We start from the raw sequence: 18138 nt of genomic DNA, 5'->3' as shown, positions 1-18138 counted from the left end.
CGGCTCATCAGAACCAGCCGAGATCGACGCCCGCTGAGGAGAGCATCATCGGTTGACCCCAGGTCGCGATGTCGCGCTCGGCGCTCTGGATCGAGACCCCCTCGACGATCGCGCTGGCGAGGACGTCGGCGCGGAGGCGGAACCTGGGTGTCACGGCGAAGGCGAGGCCAAGGCGCAGGAAGGGGGCGACGGTCATCGCGGAGGACTCGCCGTCGCCGAAGCCCGAGCGGACGGCCATCCCCGCGCCGTGGAGCGAGACAACCACCAGGCCGAGATCCGCCGAGGGAGCCCACCGGTCCGCGCGGGTGGTGAGGCGCACGCCGGCGCCGGTGAGCTGGACCGAGAGGCCGACGCTGCGCTGGGCTCGGTCGAGCCGCGCGCCGGTCAGCGGAATGGCCGTGAACGCGACGACGCCGACGTGCTCGCTCGGCATCACCGCGACGCCGAGGTCGAGGCTCGCCGCCGCGCCGAGGCCGCCGGGGCTCAGCAGCGCGCCAGGCGCGAGCGAGACGCGGAGCGCCGGCGGCGGCGGCGATGGCGAGGGGGCATCGGCGAGCGCGGCCGGCGCGAGGATGCGCAGCTTCTCGCGGATCTCGGGGGTCGCGGGCAGCTCCCCGGGCGGTGGCGCGGGCAGGGCGGCCTCGAGGAGGCTGGCGCGCAGGAGCTCCACGACGCGGAGCGCGAGCGCGGCGTCGCGGCCGGGCGCGCCGGCGTCGCCCGCGTCGTCGGCCATCTCGCGGAGCACGGTTTTGCCGGTGACCCGATCGGCGATCCAGACCTCGACGCCGCCTCCAGAAGGGACGGCGCGGATCGCGGCGATCGCTCCGGCGTCGCGCGCGGAGGCCTCGAGGAAGGCGCGCGACGCCGGCTCGTCGGCCGCGGGGTCGAGGATCACCGTGCGGAAGCCGAGCGACTCGAGCTCGGCGACGACCCGCAGGCCGAAGCGATCGCCGGGGGCGCTCACGACGGCGATGGTCGAGGGCGCCTCCTGGCGGGCCTCGTCGGCGCGCGCATCCGCGGCGAGCGAGGGCCCCGCGGCGAGCGCGGCGAGGGTGAGGAGGAGGCGCGCCGAGGAGCGGCGTGTCACGGAGCGGGGGGCTCGGCGGGGGCGGCGGGGGGCGCGGGGGGAGAGGGCGCGGCGGAGGCGGTCGGGGTTGGCGTACGGGCGAGCAGGCGCCGCGCGTAGGGGGCGTGGGAGCCGTTCGGGTAGGCGGCGAGGTAGCGCTCTGCGGCGCGGCGGGCGCCGGCCTCGTCGCCGCGCCTGTCCTCGGCCTCGACGAGGCGTCCCGCGGCGTCGGCGACGAACGCGCCCCCCGGCTGCTCGCTCAGGTACCGGGTGAACCAGCGCGCGGCGCCTGCGGGGTCGTTGTTCTGGTCCTGCGCGATCCGCCCGAGGAGGAACGCCGCGGGCGCGGCCTCGGACGACCCGGGGAACCGCCTGCGCAGGGCGGTGAAGGCCTGAACGGCGCGGGCCGTGCTGCCGCCGAGGCGGGCGGCGTCGCCGAGGGCGTGGAGGTCGCCGGCGCTCGCGGTCGCGCAGAGGGCGTCGAAGCCTTCGCGCTCCGCGGCGGCGAGGGCGTCCTTGTACCGCGCGTCGAGGGCGAGGGCCCGCCAGCGAGGCGTCTCCTGGGCGGTCGGCATGTGAGCCGGCGAGGCCTCGGCGTCTGCGGGGCGGGGCGGGTGGGTGGACCCGACCGAGGTTGAACCAACCGGTGAGCCCGACCCCAACGTGGTTGCGGCCGAGGTCGCGGTCGACCCGACCGAGGTTGAGCCTGGCCCGACCGAGGTTGACCCGACCGAGGTTGACCCGACCGGGGTTGAGCCCGGCCCGACCGGGGTTGAACCGACCGGGGTTGAGCCCGGCCCGACCGAGGTTGAACCGACCGGGGTTGAGCCCGGCCCGACCGGGGTTGAGCCCGGTTCCGATCCGACCGAGGTTGCCCCTGACCCCAACGTGGTTGGGTCGACCGGCGCCACCTCCAGCGTGTTCGTCCCAGGCGAAACAACGAGCCGCTCTCCGGCGCGGATCGCCCGCGCCTCCCCCACGACGGGCCCCGACACGGTGATCGCCCCCTCGCGCAGGGCCACCTCGAACCGCTCGGTCACCGGGTCCCACCGGGTCTCGAAGCGCGTCCCGATCACGTTCACCTGGAACGGCCCCACCCGCACCCTCCAGCGCGCCCCGTCGCGGTGGACCACCGAGACATCCAGCGCTCCCCGCTCCAGCGCGATCTCCGCGCCGTCCGCGTCCACCGACGCGACGCGCGCCCGCCCGTCCGGCGAAAGGCGCAGCAGCGATCCGTCGGAGAACCGGATCGGCAGGTCCGCCGCCGCCGGCGCGGCGATCCACGCCCCGACGACCCCCACCTCGGTCGTCCCGAGCTCGAACCGCATCGGCGCCCCCCGACGCGCCACGATCACCAGCGCGACCGTCGACAGCACCAGCGCCGCCACCGCCGCCATCCACGCGGCGCCCCGCCCCCGGCCGACGCCCCAGCCCCCGTCCCTCCTCCCCGGTGCCCGCAGCCGCGCCCCGCTCGCGCTCCCCGTGCCGTCCTCGCCGCCCCACCGCCCCCCCGGCAGCTCCGCCTCCATCAGCCGCGCGCGCCCCCGCTCCAGGTCGAGCCGCGCCGCCGGCGCCCGGTCCTGCATCGCGGCCACGCGCCGCCCGAGGGCGGTCAGCGATCGCTCGGATTGCCCCACCGGGTACCTCCCTCGAGCCACGCCTCGAGCACGGGTTGCTTGCGCGCCTCGGCCCCGAAGCGGGCCGAGGCGCGCGCCAGCCGCCGCTTGATCGTCGCGAGCGACGTGTCGCACGCCGCGGCCACCTCGGTCAGCTCCATGCCGTCGATGAACCGGAGGGCGAAGGCGATGCGCTCGTCCACCGGCAGCGTGTCGAGCACCGCGTACGTCGCCCGCAGCGCGTCCAGCACCTCGCCCGACGCCGCGCTGGACTCGATCTCGGGCAGCTCCTCGCTCGGCAGGAACCAGAGCCAGCGCCGCCGCCGCGCGCGGGTGATCGACGAGCGCGCCACGTGCACCGCGATCATCGTCAGCCACCCCTTGAGCGCGCTCGGGTCCTCGAGGTTCGGCAGCGAGCCGAGCGCGCGCACGAAGACGTCGTGGTGCAGGTCCGCCAGGTCGTGGCGGAAGCCGAGCAGCCGGTAGAGCACCCGGTGGATGTGCTCGGCGTACCGGTCGTACAGGGCGGCGCGCGCCCTGCGGTCGCCCCGCCGGAACCCGTCCACGAGCGCCGCGTCATCCCCCGCGAAGGTGTCCTTCGCGATCGGCGGCAGCGGTCGGACGAGCGTCAGGGGGCGGGACAGGCGAGGCTCCTCTCCCCTCAAGTCCCCGGAGGCCCTCCCCGCGGCTCACGGGGGCGTCACGTTCGCCTCTCCCGGCGCAGCCGCCGGGCTCTCCCGGCCCAGCCGCCGGGAGAGCCCGGCGGCGCCCGGAGATCGCCCGCCCACCTGGCGGTACGCGCCCTCTCGCCCGAGGCTGCCGCGAGGAAGGCAGCCGCAGGAGGGGCGGCGATGAACCACGGGACCCTCGCTCCGAGGACGGTGTTCCAGGGCCGCTACGAGATCCACGCCCTGCTCCGGGAGGGCTGGTTCGCGCTCGTCTACGAAGGGCGGCACCTCGCCACCGGGCAGCCGATCGTCCTCAAGCTCGTGCGCCTCTCCCGCGACGGCGCCCCCGCCGACCTGGCGCGACGCCACCGCGCGCGGTTCCTGCGGGAGATGCATCGCTGCGCGCGGCTCGGCCACCCCGGCATCGTCCGGCCCATCGACGCCGGGCAGGCGGACAACGGGCAGCTCTATGCCGTCTTCGAGCGCGTGCCCGGGCAGAGCCTGGCCGAGCTGCTGGCGGCCCAGGGGGCGCTCGATCCGCACGAGGCGCGGCACCTGATGCGGCAGGTCCTCGACGCGCTCGCCTTCGCGCACCGGCAGGGCGCCGTCCACGGCGACCTCCGGCCGGCCCACGTGATGCTCGCGCCCGCAGCGGAGCGGCTGCGCGCGCTCGTGCTCGGCTTCGGCTTCGGCGCGATCGCCGCGGCCGCGCGGGCTGTCCAGGACGAGGCGCCGCCCGTCTCCGGCCGCGAGATCGCCGGCTCGCAGGCCTACGCCGCGCCCGAGCAGCGCCGCGGATTCCCGCCGACAGCGCGCTCGGACCTGTACGCCTGGGGCCTCGTCTTCCTGGAGTGCCTCACCGGCAGGCGCGTCGACCCGGGTTGGCCGCCCGACCCGGGTTGGCCGCCCGACGCGGCGGCTCCCCGGCCGGCCGGCGCCGGGCCGGCGCGGCTGCCCGCCGCGCTCCTCGATCACCCGCTCGGCGCGATCCTGCGGCGGGCGACGATCGAGGACGTCGCGGCGCGCGCCGTCACGGCCGACGACCTGCTGAGCGCGCTCGACGCCTGCGACGTGCGCGAGCTCCGCCGCGAGGACCTGGTGAAGCTGGACGAGCCGCCGGCCCGAGCCGCGCCGCCCCCGCCCGCTGCCCCGCCGCGCCCCTCCGCTGCCGCGCCGCCCTCGCCCGCTGCCCCGCCGCCCCCCTCCGCTGCGCCGCCGCCCTCGCCCGCTGCCCCGCCGCCCTCGCCCGCGGCCGCGCCGGGCCACCCGGCGGATGGCGCCGCGCCTCCCACGCCCACCTGGAGCACGGCGGCCGCCGCGCAGGCCGTCCGCCCCGCGGACCGCGACACGCCGCGGGTGGCCGGAGATTTCATCAAGCATTACGAGCTATTACGCAAGCTCGACCAGGGCGGCATGGGGGTCGTGTACCTGGCCCGCGACACGAGGCTCGGGCGCCTCGTCGCGATCAAGTTCCTCCTCAGCCACACAGGGCACGGCGTCGAGCGCTTCCTGGACGAGGCGCGGGCCACGGCGCGCTGCAGGCACGAGAACATCGTCGTCATCCACGAGGTCGACGAGCTCCTCGGGTGCCCCTACCTCGTCCTCGAGTACATCCCGGGCCGCTCGCTCCGCGAGTGGATGACCCAGCGCGACCGCCCCGCGACGCCCGGATCGCACGTCACGGCGCCGGGCCCGGTGTCGCCCCGCCACGCGATCGAGCTCATGATCCCGGTGGCCCGCGCGCTCCTCTGCGCGCACGAGGCCGGGATCGTGCACCGCGATCTCAAGCCCGAGAACATCCGCCTGAGCGACGCCGGGTGCATCAAGGTGCTCGATTTCGGCCTCGCCAAGCGCATCGACGCCGGCGCGGCCCCGGCGGCCGCGGGCGCGCCGGCGGCGCTCGCCGCGGGCGGCCAGCACCGCAGGAGCGCCATCGTCGGCACGCCCCATTACATGGCGCCCGAGCAGCTCCTGGGCGGCGACATCGACGGCCGCATCGACCTCTGGGCCTTCGGCATCGTCCTGTACGAGCTGCTCACGGGGGCGCACCCGCTCGCCCCGTTCTCGCGCGCGCGGCTCGCGGACGTCATGGACCTCGACGCCCCGATGCCCAGCGTGAGCGCGCGGCGCCCGGACGCGGGCGCGCTCGGCGACCTCGTCGATCGCTGCCTCAAGAAGCGCAGGGCCGAGCGCATCGGCTCGGCCAGGGAGCTCCTCGCGGAGCTCGAGGCGCTCCTGCCCGATCGCAAGGCGCTCGACCTGCGCGAGGGCGAGAGCCCGTTCGCCGGCCTGTTCGCGTTCCAGGAGGCAGACGCCGCCCGCTTCTTCGGCCGCGACCGCGACGCCGCCGCCACGGCGGCGCGGCTGCGCAACCAGCAGCTCCTCGTGATCGCCGGGCCCTCCGGGGCGGGCAAGTCGTCGTTCGCCCGCGCGGGGGTCATCCCGGCCCTCAAGCGCGCCGACGACCGCTGGGAGGCCTTCGTCCTTCGGCCGGGGCGCCGCCCGCTCGGCGCGCTCGCCGACGTGCTCGCGCAGGTCGCCGAGGCGGAGCCCGCGCGAAGCGCGGGCGCGGCGGTGAGCCCGATCGAGCCGCCGCCTCAGGACGCGCTCGTCGCCACGCTGCGCGCGCAGCCCGGGTACCTCGGCGCCCGGCTGCGCGCGCGATGCCGCCGCGGCGGGCCCGGCCGACGCGCCGTGCTCCTCGTCGACCAGCTCGAGGAGCTCTACACGCTCGGCGCCGCCCCCGACGAGCGGGCGGCGTTCGTCGCCTGCCTCGAGGGCGTGGCCGACGACGCCTCGTCGCCCCTGCGCCTCCTGCTCGCCATCCGCTCGGACTTCCTCGATCGCGTGGCCGAGCACCGCGACTTCATGCTCGGCGCGACCCGCGGGCTGTGGTTCCTGCCGCCGATGGGGCGCGGCGACCTGCGCGAGGCGCTGACGCGGCCGCTCGAGGTGGCCGGGTACCGCTTCGAGACGGCCGAGATGGTCGAGCACATGCTCGACACGCTGGAGAGCACGCCGAGCCCGCTGCCGCTCCTGCAGTTCACGGCCAGCAAGCTCTGGGACGCCCGCGATCGCGAGCGCCTCCTGCTCACGCGGTCGAGCTACGAGCGGATCGGCGGCGTCGCCGGCGCCCTGTCCGCGCACGCGGACGCGGTGCTCTCGGCGCTCCCGCCGCGCGAGCAGCGGCTCGTCCGGGCGGTGCTGCTCCGCCTCGTCACGCCCGAGCGCACCCGCGCCGTGGTGGGGATGGACGAGCTCCGCGAGCTCGCGCCGGGCGGCGAGGCCGGCGGCGCAGAGGCGATCGCGCAGGTGGTCCAGCACCTGGCCGGCGCGCGGCTCCTGCTCATCGAGGCCGGCGGCGAGCGCGGCTGTCCGACCGTGGAGCTCGTCCACGACGCCCTGATCGAGCGGTGGCCGAAGCTCGGGCAGTGGCTCGCCGAGAGCGAGCGCGACGCGCAGCTCGCGGCCCGGCTGCGCGTCGCGGCCCAGCACTGGGCGTCGAGCGGCGAGCCCGAGGGGCTGATCTGGCGCGGTCGCGCCGCGGAGGAGGTCAGGGCGTGGTACGAGCGCCGCCGCGCCGAGCGGGGCGCCGCCGCCCACGTCGAGCTGGGCCAGCGCGAGGAGCGCTACCTGCGGGCCGTCGTGGCGCTCGCCGAGCGCGCCGAGCGCGCGCGGCGCCTCGGCCAGCGGCTGGCCGTCGGCGTGATCGCGATGTTCGGCGCGCTCGCGCTCGTCGTGTCGCGCCTGGCCGTCGACGCGAGCCGGGAGGCCCGGCGCGCCGACGCGGAGGCGGCGCGCGCGCAGGCCGAAGCGCACGAGGCGCGCAACGCGACCCGCATGGCCACGGCGCGCGAGCTCGCGGCCGATCCGACGACGGTCCTGGCGATCGCGCGCGAGGTCGAGCCGCCCGACGTGCCGCGGGGCTGGGCCGTCCTCGCGCGCTGGGCGCTGCAGCGCCGGATCGCCCGCGCGGTGCTCCCCCACCCGGACTGGGTCATCCACGCGAGCTACGGCCCCGACGGCGAGCGCATCGTCACCGCCGATGGGGACGGGGTCGCGCGCGTGTGGAACGCCGACGGCACCGGCGAGCCCGTGGCCCTCCGAGGTCACCAGGATTCGGTCGCCTCGGCGGTGTTCAGCCCCGACGGCAGGCGCGTCGTCACCGCGTCCTATGACGGGACCGCGCGCGTGTGGAACGCCGACGGCACCGGCGAGCCCGTGGTCCTCCGTGGCCATGACGATCGGGTCACCTCCGCGGCGTTCAGCCCCGACGGCAGGCGCATCGTCACCTCTTCATGGGACGGGACCGCGCGCGTGTGGAACGCCGACGGGACAGGCGGGCTCCTGGTCCTGCGCGGTCATGGCGATCGGGTCTCCTCCGCGGCGTTCAGCCCCGACGGCGGGCGCATCGTCACCGCGTCCTGGGACAGGACCGCGCGCGTGTGGAACGCCGACGGCACCGGCGAGCCCGTGGTCCTCCGCGGCCATCAGGACCGGGTGTACTGGGCGGCGTTCAGCCCCGACGGCAAGCGCGTCGTCACCGCGTCCTGGGACAGGACCGCGCGGGTGCGGAACGCCGACGGCACCGGCAAGCCCATGGTCCTCCGTGGTCACGAGGACCTCGTTTACATGGCGGCGTTCAGCCCCGACGGCAAGCACATCGTCACCGCGTCCTGGGACAGGACCGCACGCGTGTGGAATGCGGACGGCGCAGGCGAGCCATCTCTCCTCTGCGTTCACGAAGATGGAGTCTCCTCCGCGGCGTTCAGCCCTGACGGCGAGCACATCGTCACCGCGTCCTACGACAGGACCGCGCGCGTCTGGAGCGCCCACGGCACGAACGAGATGCTCTTGCTCCGCGGTCACGAAGACGTGATCCGGGCGGCGGCGTTCAGCCCTGATGGCCGACGTGTCCTCACCGCGTCCTACGACAGGACCGCGCGCGTCTGGAACGCGGACGGCACCGGCCAGCCCATCGTCCTTCGCGGTCATCGGGATCGCGTCGCAGCGGCGACGTTCAGCCCCGACGGCGAGCGCATCGTCACCGCGTCCTACGACAGGACCGCGCGCGTCTGGAACGCGGACGGCACCGGCCAGCCCATCGTCCTTCGCGGCCACGAGCAGAACGTCACGTCGGCCGTATTCAGCCCCGACGGCAAGCGCATCGTCACAGCGTCTCTTGACCGGACGGCGCGCGTCTGGAGCGCCGATGGAACGGGCGAGCCCCTCGTCCTTCGCGGTCACCGGCAGGGCGTCAACTGGGCGGCCTTCAGCCCCGACGGCCAGCGCATCCTCACCGCGTCCTACGACAGGTCCGCGCGCGTCTGGAGCGCCGATGGAACGGGCGAGCCCCTCGTCCTTCGCGGCCACGAGCAGGGCCTCCAGTCGGCGGCCTTCAGCCCGGATGGCACGCGCATCGTCACCGCGTCCCTGGACAAGACCGCGCGCGTCTGGAGCGCCGATGGAACGGGCGAGGCCATCGTCCTCCGCGGCCACGAGCACTGGGTGTTCTCGGCGACCTTCAGCCCGGATGGCAAGCGCATCGCCACCGCCTCACAGGACATGACGACGCGGGTGTGGAGCGCCGACGGCACGGGTGAGCCGCTGATCCTCCGCAGCTCCGACTCCCCGGTCAACGACGCGGCGTTCAGCCCGGATGGCAAGCGCATCGTCACCGCGTCGGACGACAGGATCGCGCGGGTGTGGTCCGACATCGAGCCGCTCCGCGGCGTCGGCGATCCGCGGCTGTGGACCGCGACGACCTACTGCATGCCCGTCGAGCGGAGGATCGACCTCCTCCGCGTGCCCGAAGCCCAGGCCCGGGCCGACCGGGAAGCGTGCCTGCGCCACGTCCTCGAGGCCCGCGCGGCGCCGCGGGAGCAGCGGTGAGCTGGAGGGCCCGTCGCGAGCGCGCCGCTGTTGCGCCGGCCGCCTCGCCGAGCGCCGATGTCCTTCACGCCCGCCCTCCGGACCAGCCGCCGGTGACCAGCTCGGCCGTGAGCTCGTGGTTGAGCATCCCCGCGGCCTGCGCCCCGGAGGCCGCCGCGACGATGGCCGTTTGCATTCGCGTGAGCAGATCCCCGGCCGCGTAAACCCCGGGGACCGACGTCTCGCGGCGCACGGGGTCGATCTGCACGTAGCCGTCGCCGTCGAGGCCCACGCCCAGCTCCCGGACCAGGTCCACCTGCCGCTGCGGGGGATGGGCGAACAGCACCTCGCAGGGGATCGTCGCGCCGTCCGAGAGCGCGACGCTCTCCAGGCGATCCTCGCGCGCGACGAGGCGCGCGACGGGCCGTGTCTCCAGCTGGATCCCCGCGGCGCTGAGGTGGGCGCGCACGTCCGCGGGGACGTCGAACGCTCCCCCCGTGAAGACCACGACATCTCGCGTCCATCCACGCAGCATGATCGGAAAGTGGAGCGACTCTGCCCCTCGGGCCAGGTAACCCCATCTCCGGTCCCTGAGCTCCCATCCGTGGCAGTAGGGGCATTGGACGATCGAGCGGCCCCACAGCTCGCGGAACCCTTCGACGGCGAGCGGCTCGTCGATCATCCCCGTGCAGAGGAGGACGCGGCGGGCCTCGACGGCCCCCGTCGGCAGGGTGATCTGGAACGCGCCTCGTGCCCCCGCGATGGCCTCGACCCGGACGTCGCGCGCCTCCACGCTCGGGTACGCCGCGAGCTGCTGGCGGCCGATCGCACGGAACTCGCCCGGCGGCGTCCCGTCGCGCGTGACGAAGTTGTTGAGGTGTTCCGCGGCCGCGTTCCTGCGCGTCCCCGCGTCGCAGAGCAGGACGCGCTTGCGCGCGCGGCCGAGGGCGAGTGCCGCGGAGAGCCCGGCAGGGCCGCCTCCCACGATGACGACGTCGTATGCCATGCTGGGTCTCCTCGCAGAGGGTGCTTGTCGTGTCGCGCCGCGCACCGGCGCGCAGCCCGGGGCGACGAGGGTGGTGACGAGCGCCGCGCTCGCCTGAAGCCACGCGCGTCGCGTGAGGAGCGGGTCGTCGGCCTCGTTCGCCACACCCCCGTCGTAGCCCCGCGCGCGGGGCCCTTGAAGGGCGGGGCTTCCGGTCCGATCGGCGAGTTTTTCGACCGCGAGCGACGCCGACGACGCCGCCGTCAGCGCCGGCCGCGGTCTCGACGCCCCGCGCGCGCTGCTTCGTCCTCGCCGAGCGCCTCGGACTCGGCGTCGTCCGCGTCGAGCGGCGCGATCCGCGGCCTGCGCGCCGCGTCGTCAGCCGGCGCCGGCGGCGGCGGCGGCGGAACGCTGCCGCGGATCTCCTGGGCGATCCGGGAGAGCACCGTCGCCACGCCCTCCTCGACGGCGTGCCCGAGCTCCTCCGCGCTCCGCTCGAGGCGCTGCTTGCGCTCGAGGCGCTCGACCCTTCGCTGCTCCTCCAGCCGCCGGAGCTCCTCCCGCCGCGCCTGCTCGGCGCTGCGCTCGACCTCCTTCCGGACCTCCTGCGGGGACACGTCGCTGGAGAGGGCGGCGCGCGCGTGGAAGGCGAGGCTCAGCCCCCACCCGAGCAGCGGCCAGAAGAACCACCACGGCCCGGGCGTGAGCGCGTTGATCGCGAAGAGGAACGCGTTCACGACGACGAACGAGAACAGGTGCGACCGGAAGCCGTTGCGCCGGCGCGCGACGATCGCCGCGCGCGCCGCCTCCTCGCCCCGGACCAGCTCGATGTCGCGCGACGCGGCCTCGATCGCGGCCCGCGAGATGCCGATCTCCTCCGCCGCCGCGACGAGCTCGTCGTGGCCGACCTCGCGCGTCTGCGCGTCCCGGAGGGCGCGCTCCAGGATGGCCCGCACCTCGGCCTCGGTGTACTGCCGCCCGCCCCGCTTGCCCGGCCTCGCCATCGCCCTCCTGCCCCTCGCGCGCGGCGGAGCATACCGGATCCCAGGGGCTCGCCTCCCCTCCGAGGCCGCCCGGCTCGGCTCCCGATCGACCCGGCCCCCTCGCGAGGCCGCTCCGCTCGGTTCCAGATCGACCTGCCCCCCTCGCGAGGCCGCCCCGCCAGGTCCCGACCTCTCCGCCTCCCCCTCCGGGGCCGCCCGGCTCGGTTCCCGATCGACCCGGCCCCCTCGCGAGGCCGCTCCGCCACGTCCCGACCTCTCCGCGGCCCCTCGCGAGGCCGCCCTGCGAGGTCGCGACCTCTCCGCGGCCCCCTCCGAGGCCGCCCCGCTCGGTTCCCGATCGACCCGACCCCCTCGCGAGGCCGCGCTGCCAGGTCGCGACCTCTCCGCCTCCCCCTCCGAGGCCGCCCCGCTCGATCTCGACCCAGCCCGCACGCCTCGAAAGGCCGCTCTGCCAGGTCGCGACCTCCCTGCGCCCTCCACGCGCGTTCCGCTCCCGCATCCCGGGACGCCGCACGGCGGGCGTGCCGCCATGCTCGTCCGTCATCGCGGCGCTGTGCCGGCGGGCCGGCGCCGGACGAGGGGCAGAGACGACTCTATAGGAGAGCGCGATGGGCAGCGAGGTTGGCTGTCCGGGCATCGGACGGCCGCCTCGTCGAGTTCCCCCGGCGCACGCGCGGGGCGGGCTCCGCGTGACGGCCGCCGCGTCGGACGCGGTGCCGGCTCGATCGCCCGAAGCTGCCGCGCGAGGCGGCGCGACCGGAGGGGCTGTGATGAACCACGAGATCCTCGCTCCAGGGATGGTGTTCCAGAGCCGCTATGAGGTCGTCTCCATGCTCCACGGGGGTGACCTGGTGTCCGCCTACAGAGGGCGGCAGCTCGCCACGGGGCACCCGATCATCCTCAAGGTCGTGCGCCTGGACCGGGGCGGAGCTCCCGCGGCCATGGCGCGAGCCCACGCCGCGCGATTCCTGCGGCAGATGCGCTCCTGCGCGCGGCTCCAGCATCCCCGCATCGTCCGGCCCATCGAGGCCGGGCAGACGGACGAGGGACAGCTCTATGCCGTCTTCCAGCTCGTGTCCGGACAGAGCCTCTCCGAGCTGCTCGCGGAGCAGGGCGCGCTCGAGCCGCAGGAGGCGCGGCACCTGATGTTGCAGGTCCTCGACGCGCTGGCCTGCGCGCACCGGCGCGGCATGGTCCACGGAGCCCTCCAGCCGAGCCGCGTGATGGCCGTTCCGGCGGGGGCGCTGCGCGACGCGATGGTGCTCGATCTCGGCTTCGCGGCCATCGCCGCGGGCGCGCGGGCAGGTCGGGGCGAGACGCTCGCTGCATCGAGCGAGCTCGCTGCCTGGCAGGCTTACGCGTCCCCCGAGCAGCTCCGGGGGTACCCGCCCACGGCCCGCTCGGACCTGTACGCCTGGGGGCTCGTGTTCCTCGAGTGCCTCACGGGCAGACGTGCGGACATGAGCAGCTCGCCGGAGCGAGAGGCCCTCCTGTCCGACAGCGGCGGGCGAGCGCGGATGCCTCCCGCGCTCCTCGATCACCCGCTCGGCGCCATCTTGCGAAGCGCCACGATCGAGGAGGTCGCGGCGCGCGCCGCCACGGCCGACGCCCTGCTGTGTGAGCTCGACGCCTGCGAGGTGAGCGGGCTGCGCCGGGACGCTCTGATCGCGCCTTGCGCTCCGAGGCGCGCCGGGGAGGGGCGAGAGGGGTCAGCGGAGGAGCGACGGATATCCGAGGAGTCGGAGGGCCGGGACGCGGCGGCGCCGCAGCGTTCAAGGGGCCCGAGATCGCCCACGGCTTCCGTCGAGGAGCCCGAGCGCCTGCTCACGCTCACCACGGCATCGGCGGGTGAAGCCCCCGTCAGCCCCGTGCCCGGCGACCGAGCGCATGGGGCTGAGCCTTCCCCGGCAGGCGCCGCGAAAGCATCGCAGGAGCCCACCTCGGGACGCATGCCCATGGGCCTCGGCGACACGATCAAACACTACGAGATCATCCGCAAGCTGGGCCAGGGCGGCATGGGGGTCGTGTTCCTGGCGCGCGACATGCGGCTCGGTCGCCTGATCGCGGTAAAGCTCCTGCTCAGGTACAGCGGGCACGGGATCGAGCGCTTCCTGGCCGAGGCGCGGGTCACGGCGCGCTGCAGGCACGAGAACATCGTCGTCATCCACGAGGTGGACGAGATCCGTGGATACCCCTACATCGTGCTCGAGTACATCAAGGGCCCCACGCTGCGCCAGTGGATGGCGCAGCGCGACCAGGCCAGCGCGCCCGGGTCGCGAGCCATCGATACGCCCCCTCGCTCGCGGGCGCCCGGCGCTGTGATCGAGCTCATGGTCCCTGTCGTCCGCGCGCTGGTCTGCGCGCACGAGCACGGCATCGTGCACCGCGATCTCAAGCCCGAGAACATCCTCCTCGATGAATCCGGTTGCATCAAGGTGGTCGACTTCGGCATCGCCAAGGACCTCGAGGTCAACGTGGTCTCGACGTTGACCGGCGCCCGCGCGGCGCTCGCCGGCGGCGCGCGCCGGCGTAGAAAGAGCGCGGCTGTCGGTACGCCTCGCTACATGGCGCCGGAGCAGTTGCTGGGCATGGATGTCGATCACCGCGCCGACCTCTGGGCCGTGGGCATCGTGCTCCACGAGCTGCTCACGGGGCAGCACCCGCTGCAGCCGTTCTCGCTCGCGCGGCTCTCGAGCATCGCAGACCTCGATGAGCCGATGCCCGGCCTCCGTGAAAGGCACCCGGAGCTGGGCGCGCTCGGCGCCCTCGTCGACCGCTGCCTCAGGAAGCGCAAGGCCGAGCGCATCGGGTCGGCCAGGGAGCTCCTCGGCGAGCTCGACGAGCTGCGGCCCGCGCGAAAAGCGCTCGACCTCGGCGAGGAAGAGAGCCCGTTCGCCGGCCTGACCGCCTTCCAGGAGGCGGACGCGGCGCGGTTCTTCGGCCGCGATCGCGAGATCGCCGCCGTGGCGGCGCGGCTGCGCAACCAGCCGCTCGTGGCCATCGCCGCGCCCTCCGGGGCGGGGAAGTCGTCGTTCGTGCGCGCGGGCGTGATCCCGGCCTTGAAGCGCTCCGGGGACCGCTGGGAAGCGTTCGTGCTGCGCCCGGGGCGCCGCCCGCTCGCCGCGCTCGTCGACGTGCTGGCGCAGATCGCCGAGGCGGACGCGATGCGCGGGGCGACCGCCGGGAGCAGGGCGACGGCGGGCTCGGCCGAGCTCCCGGACCCGGACGGGCTGATCGCCAGCCTGCGCACCCAGCCGGGCAGCCTGGGCGCGTCGCTGCGCGCGCGCTGCCGCCGCGAGGGGCAGAGTCGGCGCATCCTGCTCTTCGTCGACCAGCTCGAGGAGCTCTACACGCTCGGCGCCGCGCCCGAGGAGCTGGCGATCTTCGTCGCGTGCTTGCAGGGAGCGGCGGACGACGCCTCGTCGCCCGTGCGCGCCATGCTCGCCATCCGCTCGGATTTCCTCGACCGCGTGGGCGACGATCGCGGCTTCATGGCCGACGTGACCCGCGGGCTCTGGTTCCTGCCGCCGATGGGGCGCGAGGGCCTGCGCGAAGCGCTGGCGAGGCCGAGCGAGGCGGCCGGGTACCGCTTCGAGGCCGCGGAGATGGTCGAGCACATCCTCGACTCGCTCGAGAGCGCGCGGAGCCCGCTGCCGCTCCTGCAATTCACGGCCATGAAGCTGTGGGAGGCGCGGGACCGCGAGCGCCGGCTGCTGACGCGGGAGAGCCATGAGCGGCTCGGCGGCGTCGCGGGTGCCCTGTCCGCCCATGCGGACGCGGTGCTCTCGGCGCTGTCGTCACGCGAGCAGCGGCTGGCCCGGGCGGTGCTGCTCCGCCTGGTCACGCCCGAGCGCACGCGCGCTGTGGTGAGCCTGGATGAGCTCCGCGAGTGCGCGCAGGACGGCGAGGGCGGCGCCGGGGACACGGTGGCGCAGGTGGTGCAGCACCTGGCCGACGCGCGGCTCCTGCTCATCGAGACCGGCGGCGAGCGCGAGGGCGCGACCGTGGAGCTGGTGCATGAATCGCTGATCGAGCGGTGGGCGAAGCTCAAGCAGTGGCTCACCGAGAGCGAGCAAGACGCCGAGTTCCTGGCGCGGTTGCGGGCCGCAGCCCGGCAGTGGGAGGCGAGCGGCAGCGCCGAGGGGTTGCTCTGGCGCGACCGTGCGGCGGAGGACGCCAGGGCGTGGCACGAGCGCCGCCGCGCCGAGCGGAGCGGGATGGGCGATGACGGGATAGGCAGGCGAGAAGAACGCTATCTGTCGGCCGTCGTGGCCTTCCATGAGCGAGCGCAGCGGGTACGCCGGGGGATCACCGCGGGCGTCATCGCCGTGCTCGGCGCCGTTGCGCTCATGGTGTCGTTGCTGGCGATCGACAACGACCGGCAAGCCACGCGCGCCAGGCAGCAAGCCACGCGCGCCGCCGAGCAAGCCGCGCTCGCCGACCAGGAGACGGCCCGCGCGCACGCCCAGGCCCGGGCGGCGCGCAACGCCACCCGCATGGCCACGGCCCGTGCCAGGCAAGCCGATCCGACGATCGCGCTCGCGATCTTGCGCGAGATGGAGCCGGAGGTGCCGCGAGGATGGCACGAGCTCACGAGCAGAGCGCTGCACTTCGAGGCCGCGCGCGCGGTGCTCGACCACCCGGCGGGGGTCACGGAGGCGAGGTACAGTCGTGACGGGAAACGCATTGTCACCGCCTCAACGGACGCGATCGCTCGGGTCTGGAATGCGGATGGCACGAGCGACCCCGTGCTTCTTCGGGGACATCGGGACGCGATAAGCTCGGCGGCGTTCAGCCCCGATGGCAAGCGCATCGTCACCGCGTCGAGGGACACGACCGCGCGGCTGTGGAACGCCGACGGCTCAGGCGAGGCGATCGTCCTCCGCGGCCACGAAGCGGAGGTACGCACGGCGGAGTTCAACCCCGAGGGTACGCGCATCGTCACCGCATCGAGCGACGAGACCGTGCGACTGTGGAATGCCGATGGCTCGGGCGAGCCCATGGTCCTCCGGGGTCACCGAGGTGCGGTGCTCGAAGCGAGCTTCAGCCCCGACGGCAAGCGCATCGTCACCGTGTCGGAGGATGAGACGACGCGGGTCTGGCGCGCCGATGGCTCGGGCGAGTCCATGGTCCTCCGGGGTCATCGAGGTGCGGTACACAAGGCGGCGTTCAGCCCCGACGGCAAGCGCATCGTCACCGCGTCCAAGGACAGGACCGCGCGGGTCTGGAACGCCGACGCCGGCGGCGAGCTCGTGGTCCTCCGGGGCCATCGAGATGCGGTAATCGAGGCGGCGTTCAGCCCCGACGGCAAGCGCATCGTCACCGCATCCTACGACGGGACCGCGCGGATCTGGAGCGCGGATGGCTCGGGTAAGCCTGTCGTCCTTCAGGGTTACGAAGCACCCGCATATTTCGCAGAGTTCAGCCCTGACGGCAAGCGCATTGCTACTCTATCCTACGACAGGGCCGTGCGACTATGGAACGTTCAGGACCCAGGCGAACCCATGGTCCTTCAGCAAGAGGCCATTGTCTCCAGGGCGAATTTCAGCCCTGACAGCAAGCGCATCGTCGCCACGTGCAACGACAGGACCGTTCGGATCTGGAACGCTGACGACTGGAACGGCTCTCGGATTCTTCATGGCCACGAGAGCGTCGTCATACGGACAGCTCTCAGCCCCGATGGCGGTCACGTCGCTACCGCGTCCTACAAGAGCAAGATCGCGTGGATATGGGATACCGACGACACGGTTGAGCCTGTGGCCGTTCGCGGCCACGAGGACAATGTGACGTCGGTGGCGTTCAGCCCCGGCGGCAACCGTATCGTCACCGCGTCAAAAGACGGGACCGCGCGGATCTGGAACGCGGACGGCACGGGCAAGACCATCGTCGTTCGCGGTCACAAGGACGTGATCTATTCGGCGGCGTTCAGCCCCGGCGGCGAGCGCATCGTCACCGCGTCGGAGGACAGGACCGCGCGGATCTGGAACGCGGATGGCACGGGCGAGCCTCTCGTCTTTCGCGGTCACGAGAGCGGGGTCGCCTCGGCGGCGTTCAGCCCCGACGGCGAGCGCATCGTGACCGCCTCGGGGGAGACGGTCCGGGTGTGGAATGCCGATGGCACGGGCGAGCCCCTGGTCCTTCGCGGCCACGAAGATGAGGTGATGTCGGCGGTGTTCAGCCCCGACGGCAAGCGCATTCTCACCGCATCCTTCGACAGGACCGCGCGGGTCTGGAACGCCGATGGCTCGGGCGAGCCCCTGGTCTTTCGTGGGCACCAAGGTGAGGTCCTCATGGCGGCGTTCAGCCCCGACGGGGGGCGTATCGTGACCGCGTCGCAGGACGGGGCCGTGCGGCTATGGGACGCTGACAGGACGAGCGAGCCCCAGGTGGCGCTCGGCTTCGATTTCCCTGCCATCAGCGCGGCGTTCAGTCCAGACGGCGAACGCATCGTCACCGCATACCGCCGATCTGTGCGGCTGTGGACCGACCTCGATCCGCTCCGCGGCGTCGACGACCCGAGGCTCTGGACCGCGACCACCTACTGCATGGCCGTCGAGCGGAGGAAGGAGCTGTTCGGTGTCCCCGACGCCACGGCGCGCGCCGACCGGGAAGCCTGCCTGCGCCGCGTCGAGGCGGCGCGCGCGGCTGCCCCGACGCCCGGGTTAGACGCGGCTGCCCGGCCGAGCGGCGACGCTCGCCGATGAGGACGCGCGCGCGCCGCCGCCGGCCTCGACGCGTCGAGGCGGTCTCGATGCCGCATCGTACCGCACGTCAGGCTGGCCATGCCGCCAGGCTGGTCCGGCGACAGCGCTCCTCGCGCGCGACGAGGCGCGCCGGCGCCGGACGAGGAGCGGAGATCACGTTATAGAAAGCGCGACGGGGCAGCGAGCCTCCCCGAGCGACGGACCAGCCACATCGTCGAGCTCCT

Annotated in this window: 7 protein-coding genes; 2 read left to right on the top strand and 5 right to left on the bottom strand. The window is 74.5% G+C overall.

The window, feature by feature from the left end; genetic code table 11:
- Positions 1-7: 7 nt before the first annotated feature.
- From WMF24_RS01465 to WMF24_RS01455, 3 genes are read right to left on the bottom strand one after another with little or no spacing between them, the layout of a single operon-like run.
- Positions 8-1087, bottom strand: coding sequence for a hypothetical protein (locus tag WMF24_RS01465; RefSeq protein ID WP_437734540.1), 1080 nt, complete (start codon positions 1085-1087; stop codon positions 8-10).
- Complete coding sequence (locus tag WMF24_RS01460) at positions 1084-2703, bottom strand: FecR domain-containing protein (protein ID WP_437734539.1); 1620 nt, start codon at positions 2701-2703, stop codon at positions 1084-1086. Before WMF24_RS01460 ends, WMF24_RS01465 begins: the two co-directional genes overlap by 4 nt.
- On the bottom strand, positions 2679-3347 hold the full coding sequence (locus WMF24_RS01455; RefSeq protein ID WP_437734538.1) for an RNA polymerase sigma factor: 669 nt from the start codon (positions 3345-3347) through the stop codon (positions 2679-2681). Before WMF24_RS01455 ends, WMF24_RS01460 begins: the two co-directional genes overlap by 25 nt.
- 186 nt (positions 3348-3533) lie before the next feature.
- Between WMF24_RS01455 and WMF24_RS01450 the strand changes: the two genes are divergently transcribed.
- Complete coding sequence (locus tag WMF24_RS01450; RefSeq protein WP_437734537.1) at positions 3534-9242, top strand: nSTAND1 domain-containing NTPase; 5709 nt, start codon at positions 3534-3536, stop codon at positions 9240-9242.
- Between the two features lie 64 nt (positions 9243-9306).
- Here the strand turns inward: WMF24_RS01450 and WMF24_RS01445 are convergent, their stop codons facing one another.
- Together WMF24_RS01445 and WMF24_RS01440 are read right to left on the bottom strand one after the other, a co-directional pair.
- The gene (locus WMF24_RS01445) at positions 9307-10227 is read right to left on the bottom strand and encodes an NAD(P)/FAD-dependent oxidoreductase (RefSeq protein WP_437734536.1); all 921 of its coding nucleotides are present in this window, start codon (positions 10225-10227) and stop codon (positions 9307-9309) included.
- A gap of 242 nt (positions 10228-10469) precedes the next feature.
- Positions 10470-11210, bottom strand: coding sequence for a 2TM domain-containing protein (locus tag WMF24_RS01440; protein ID WP_437734535.1), 741 nt, complete (start codon positions 11208-11210; stop codon positions 10470-10472).
- A gap of 770 nt (positions 11211-11980) precedes the next feature.
- Between WMF24_RS01440 and WMF24_RS01435 the strand changes: the two genes are divergently transcribed.
- A complete protein-coding gene (locus tag WMF24_RS01435) occupies positions 11981-17914 on the top strand; it encodes an nSTAND1 domain-containing NTPase (RefSeq protein ID WP_437734534.1) in 5934 nt (1977 codons plus the stop codon).
- Positions 17915-18138: the final 224 nt, after the last annotated feature.

Source organism: Sorangium sp. So ce1335 (assembly GCF_051521615.1).
Taxonomy (GTDB): Bacteria; Myxococcota_A; Polyangia; order Polyangiales; family Polyangiaceae; genus Sorangium.
The sequence above is the reverse complement of the archived record's forward strand: the minus strand, read 5'-3'. Positions and strand labels throughout refer to the sequence as shown.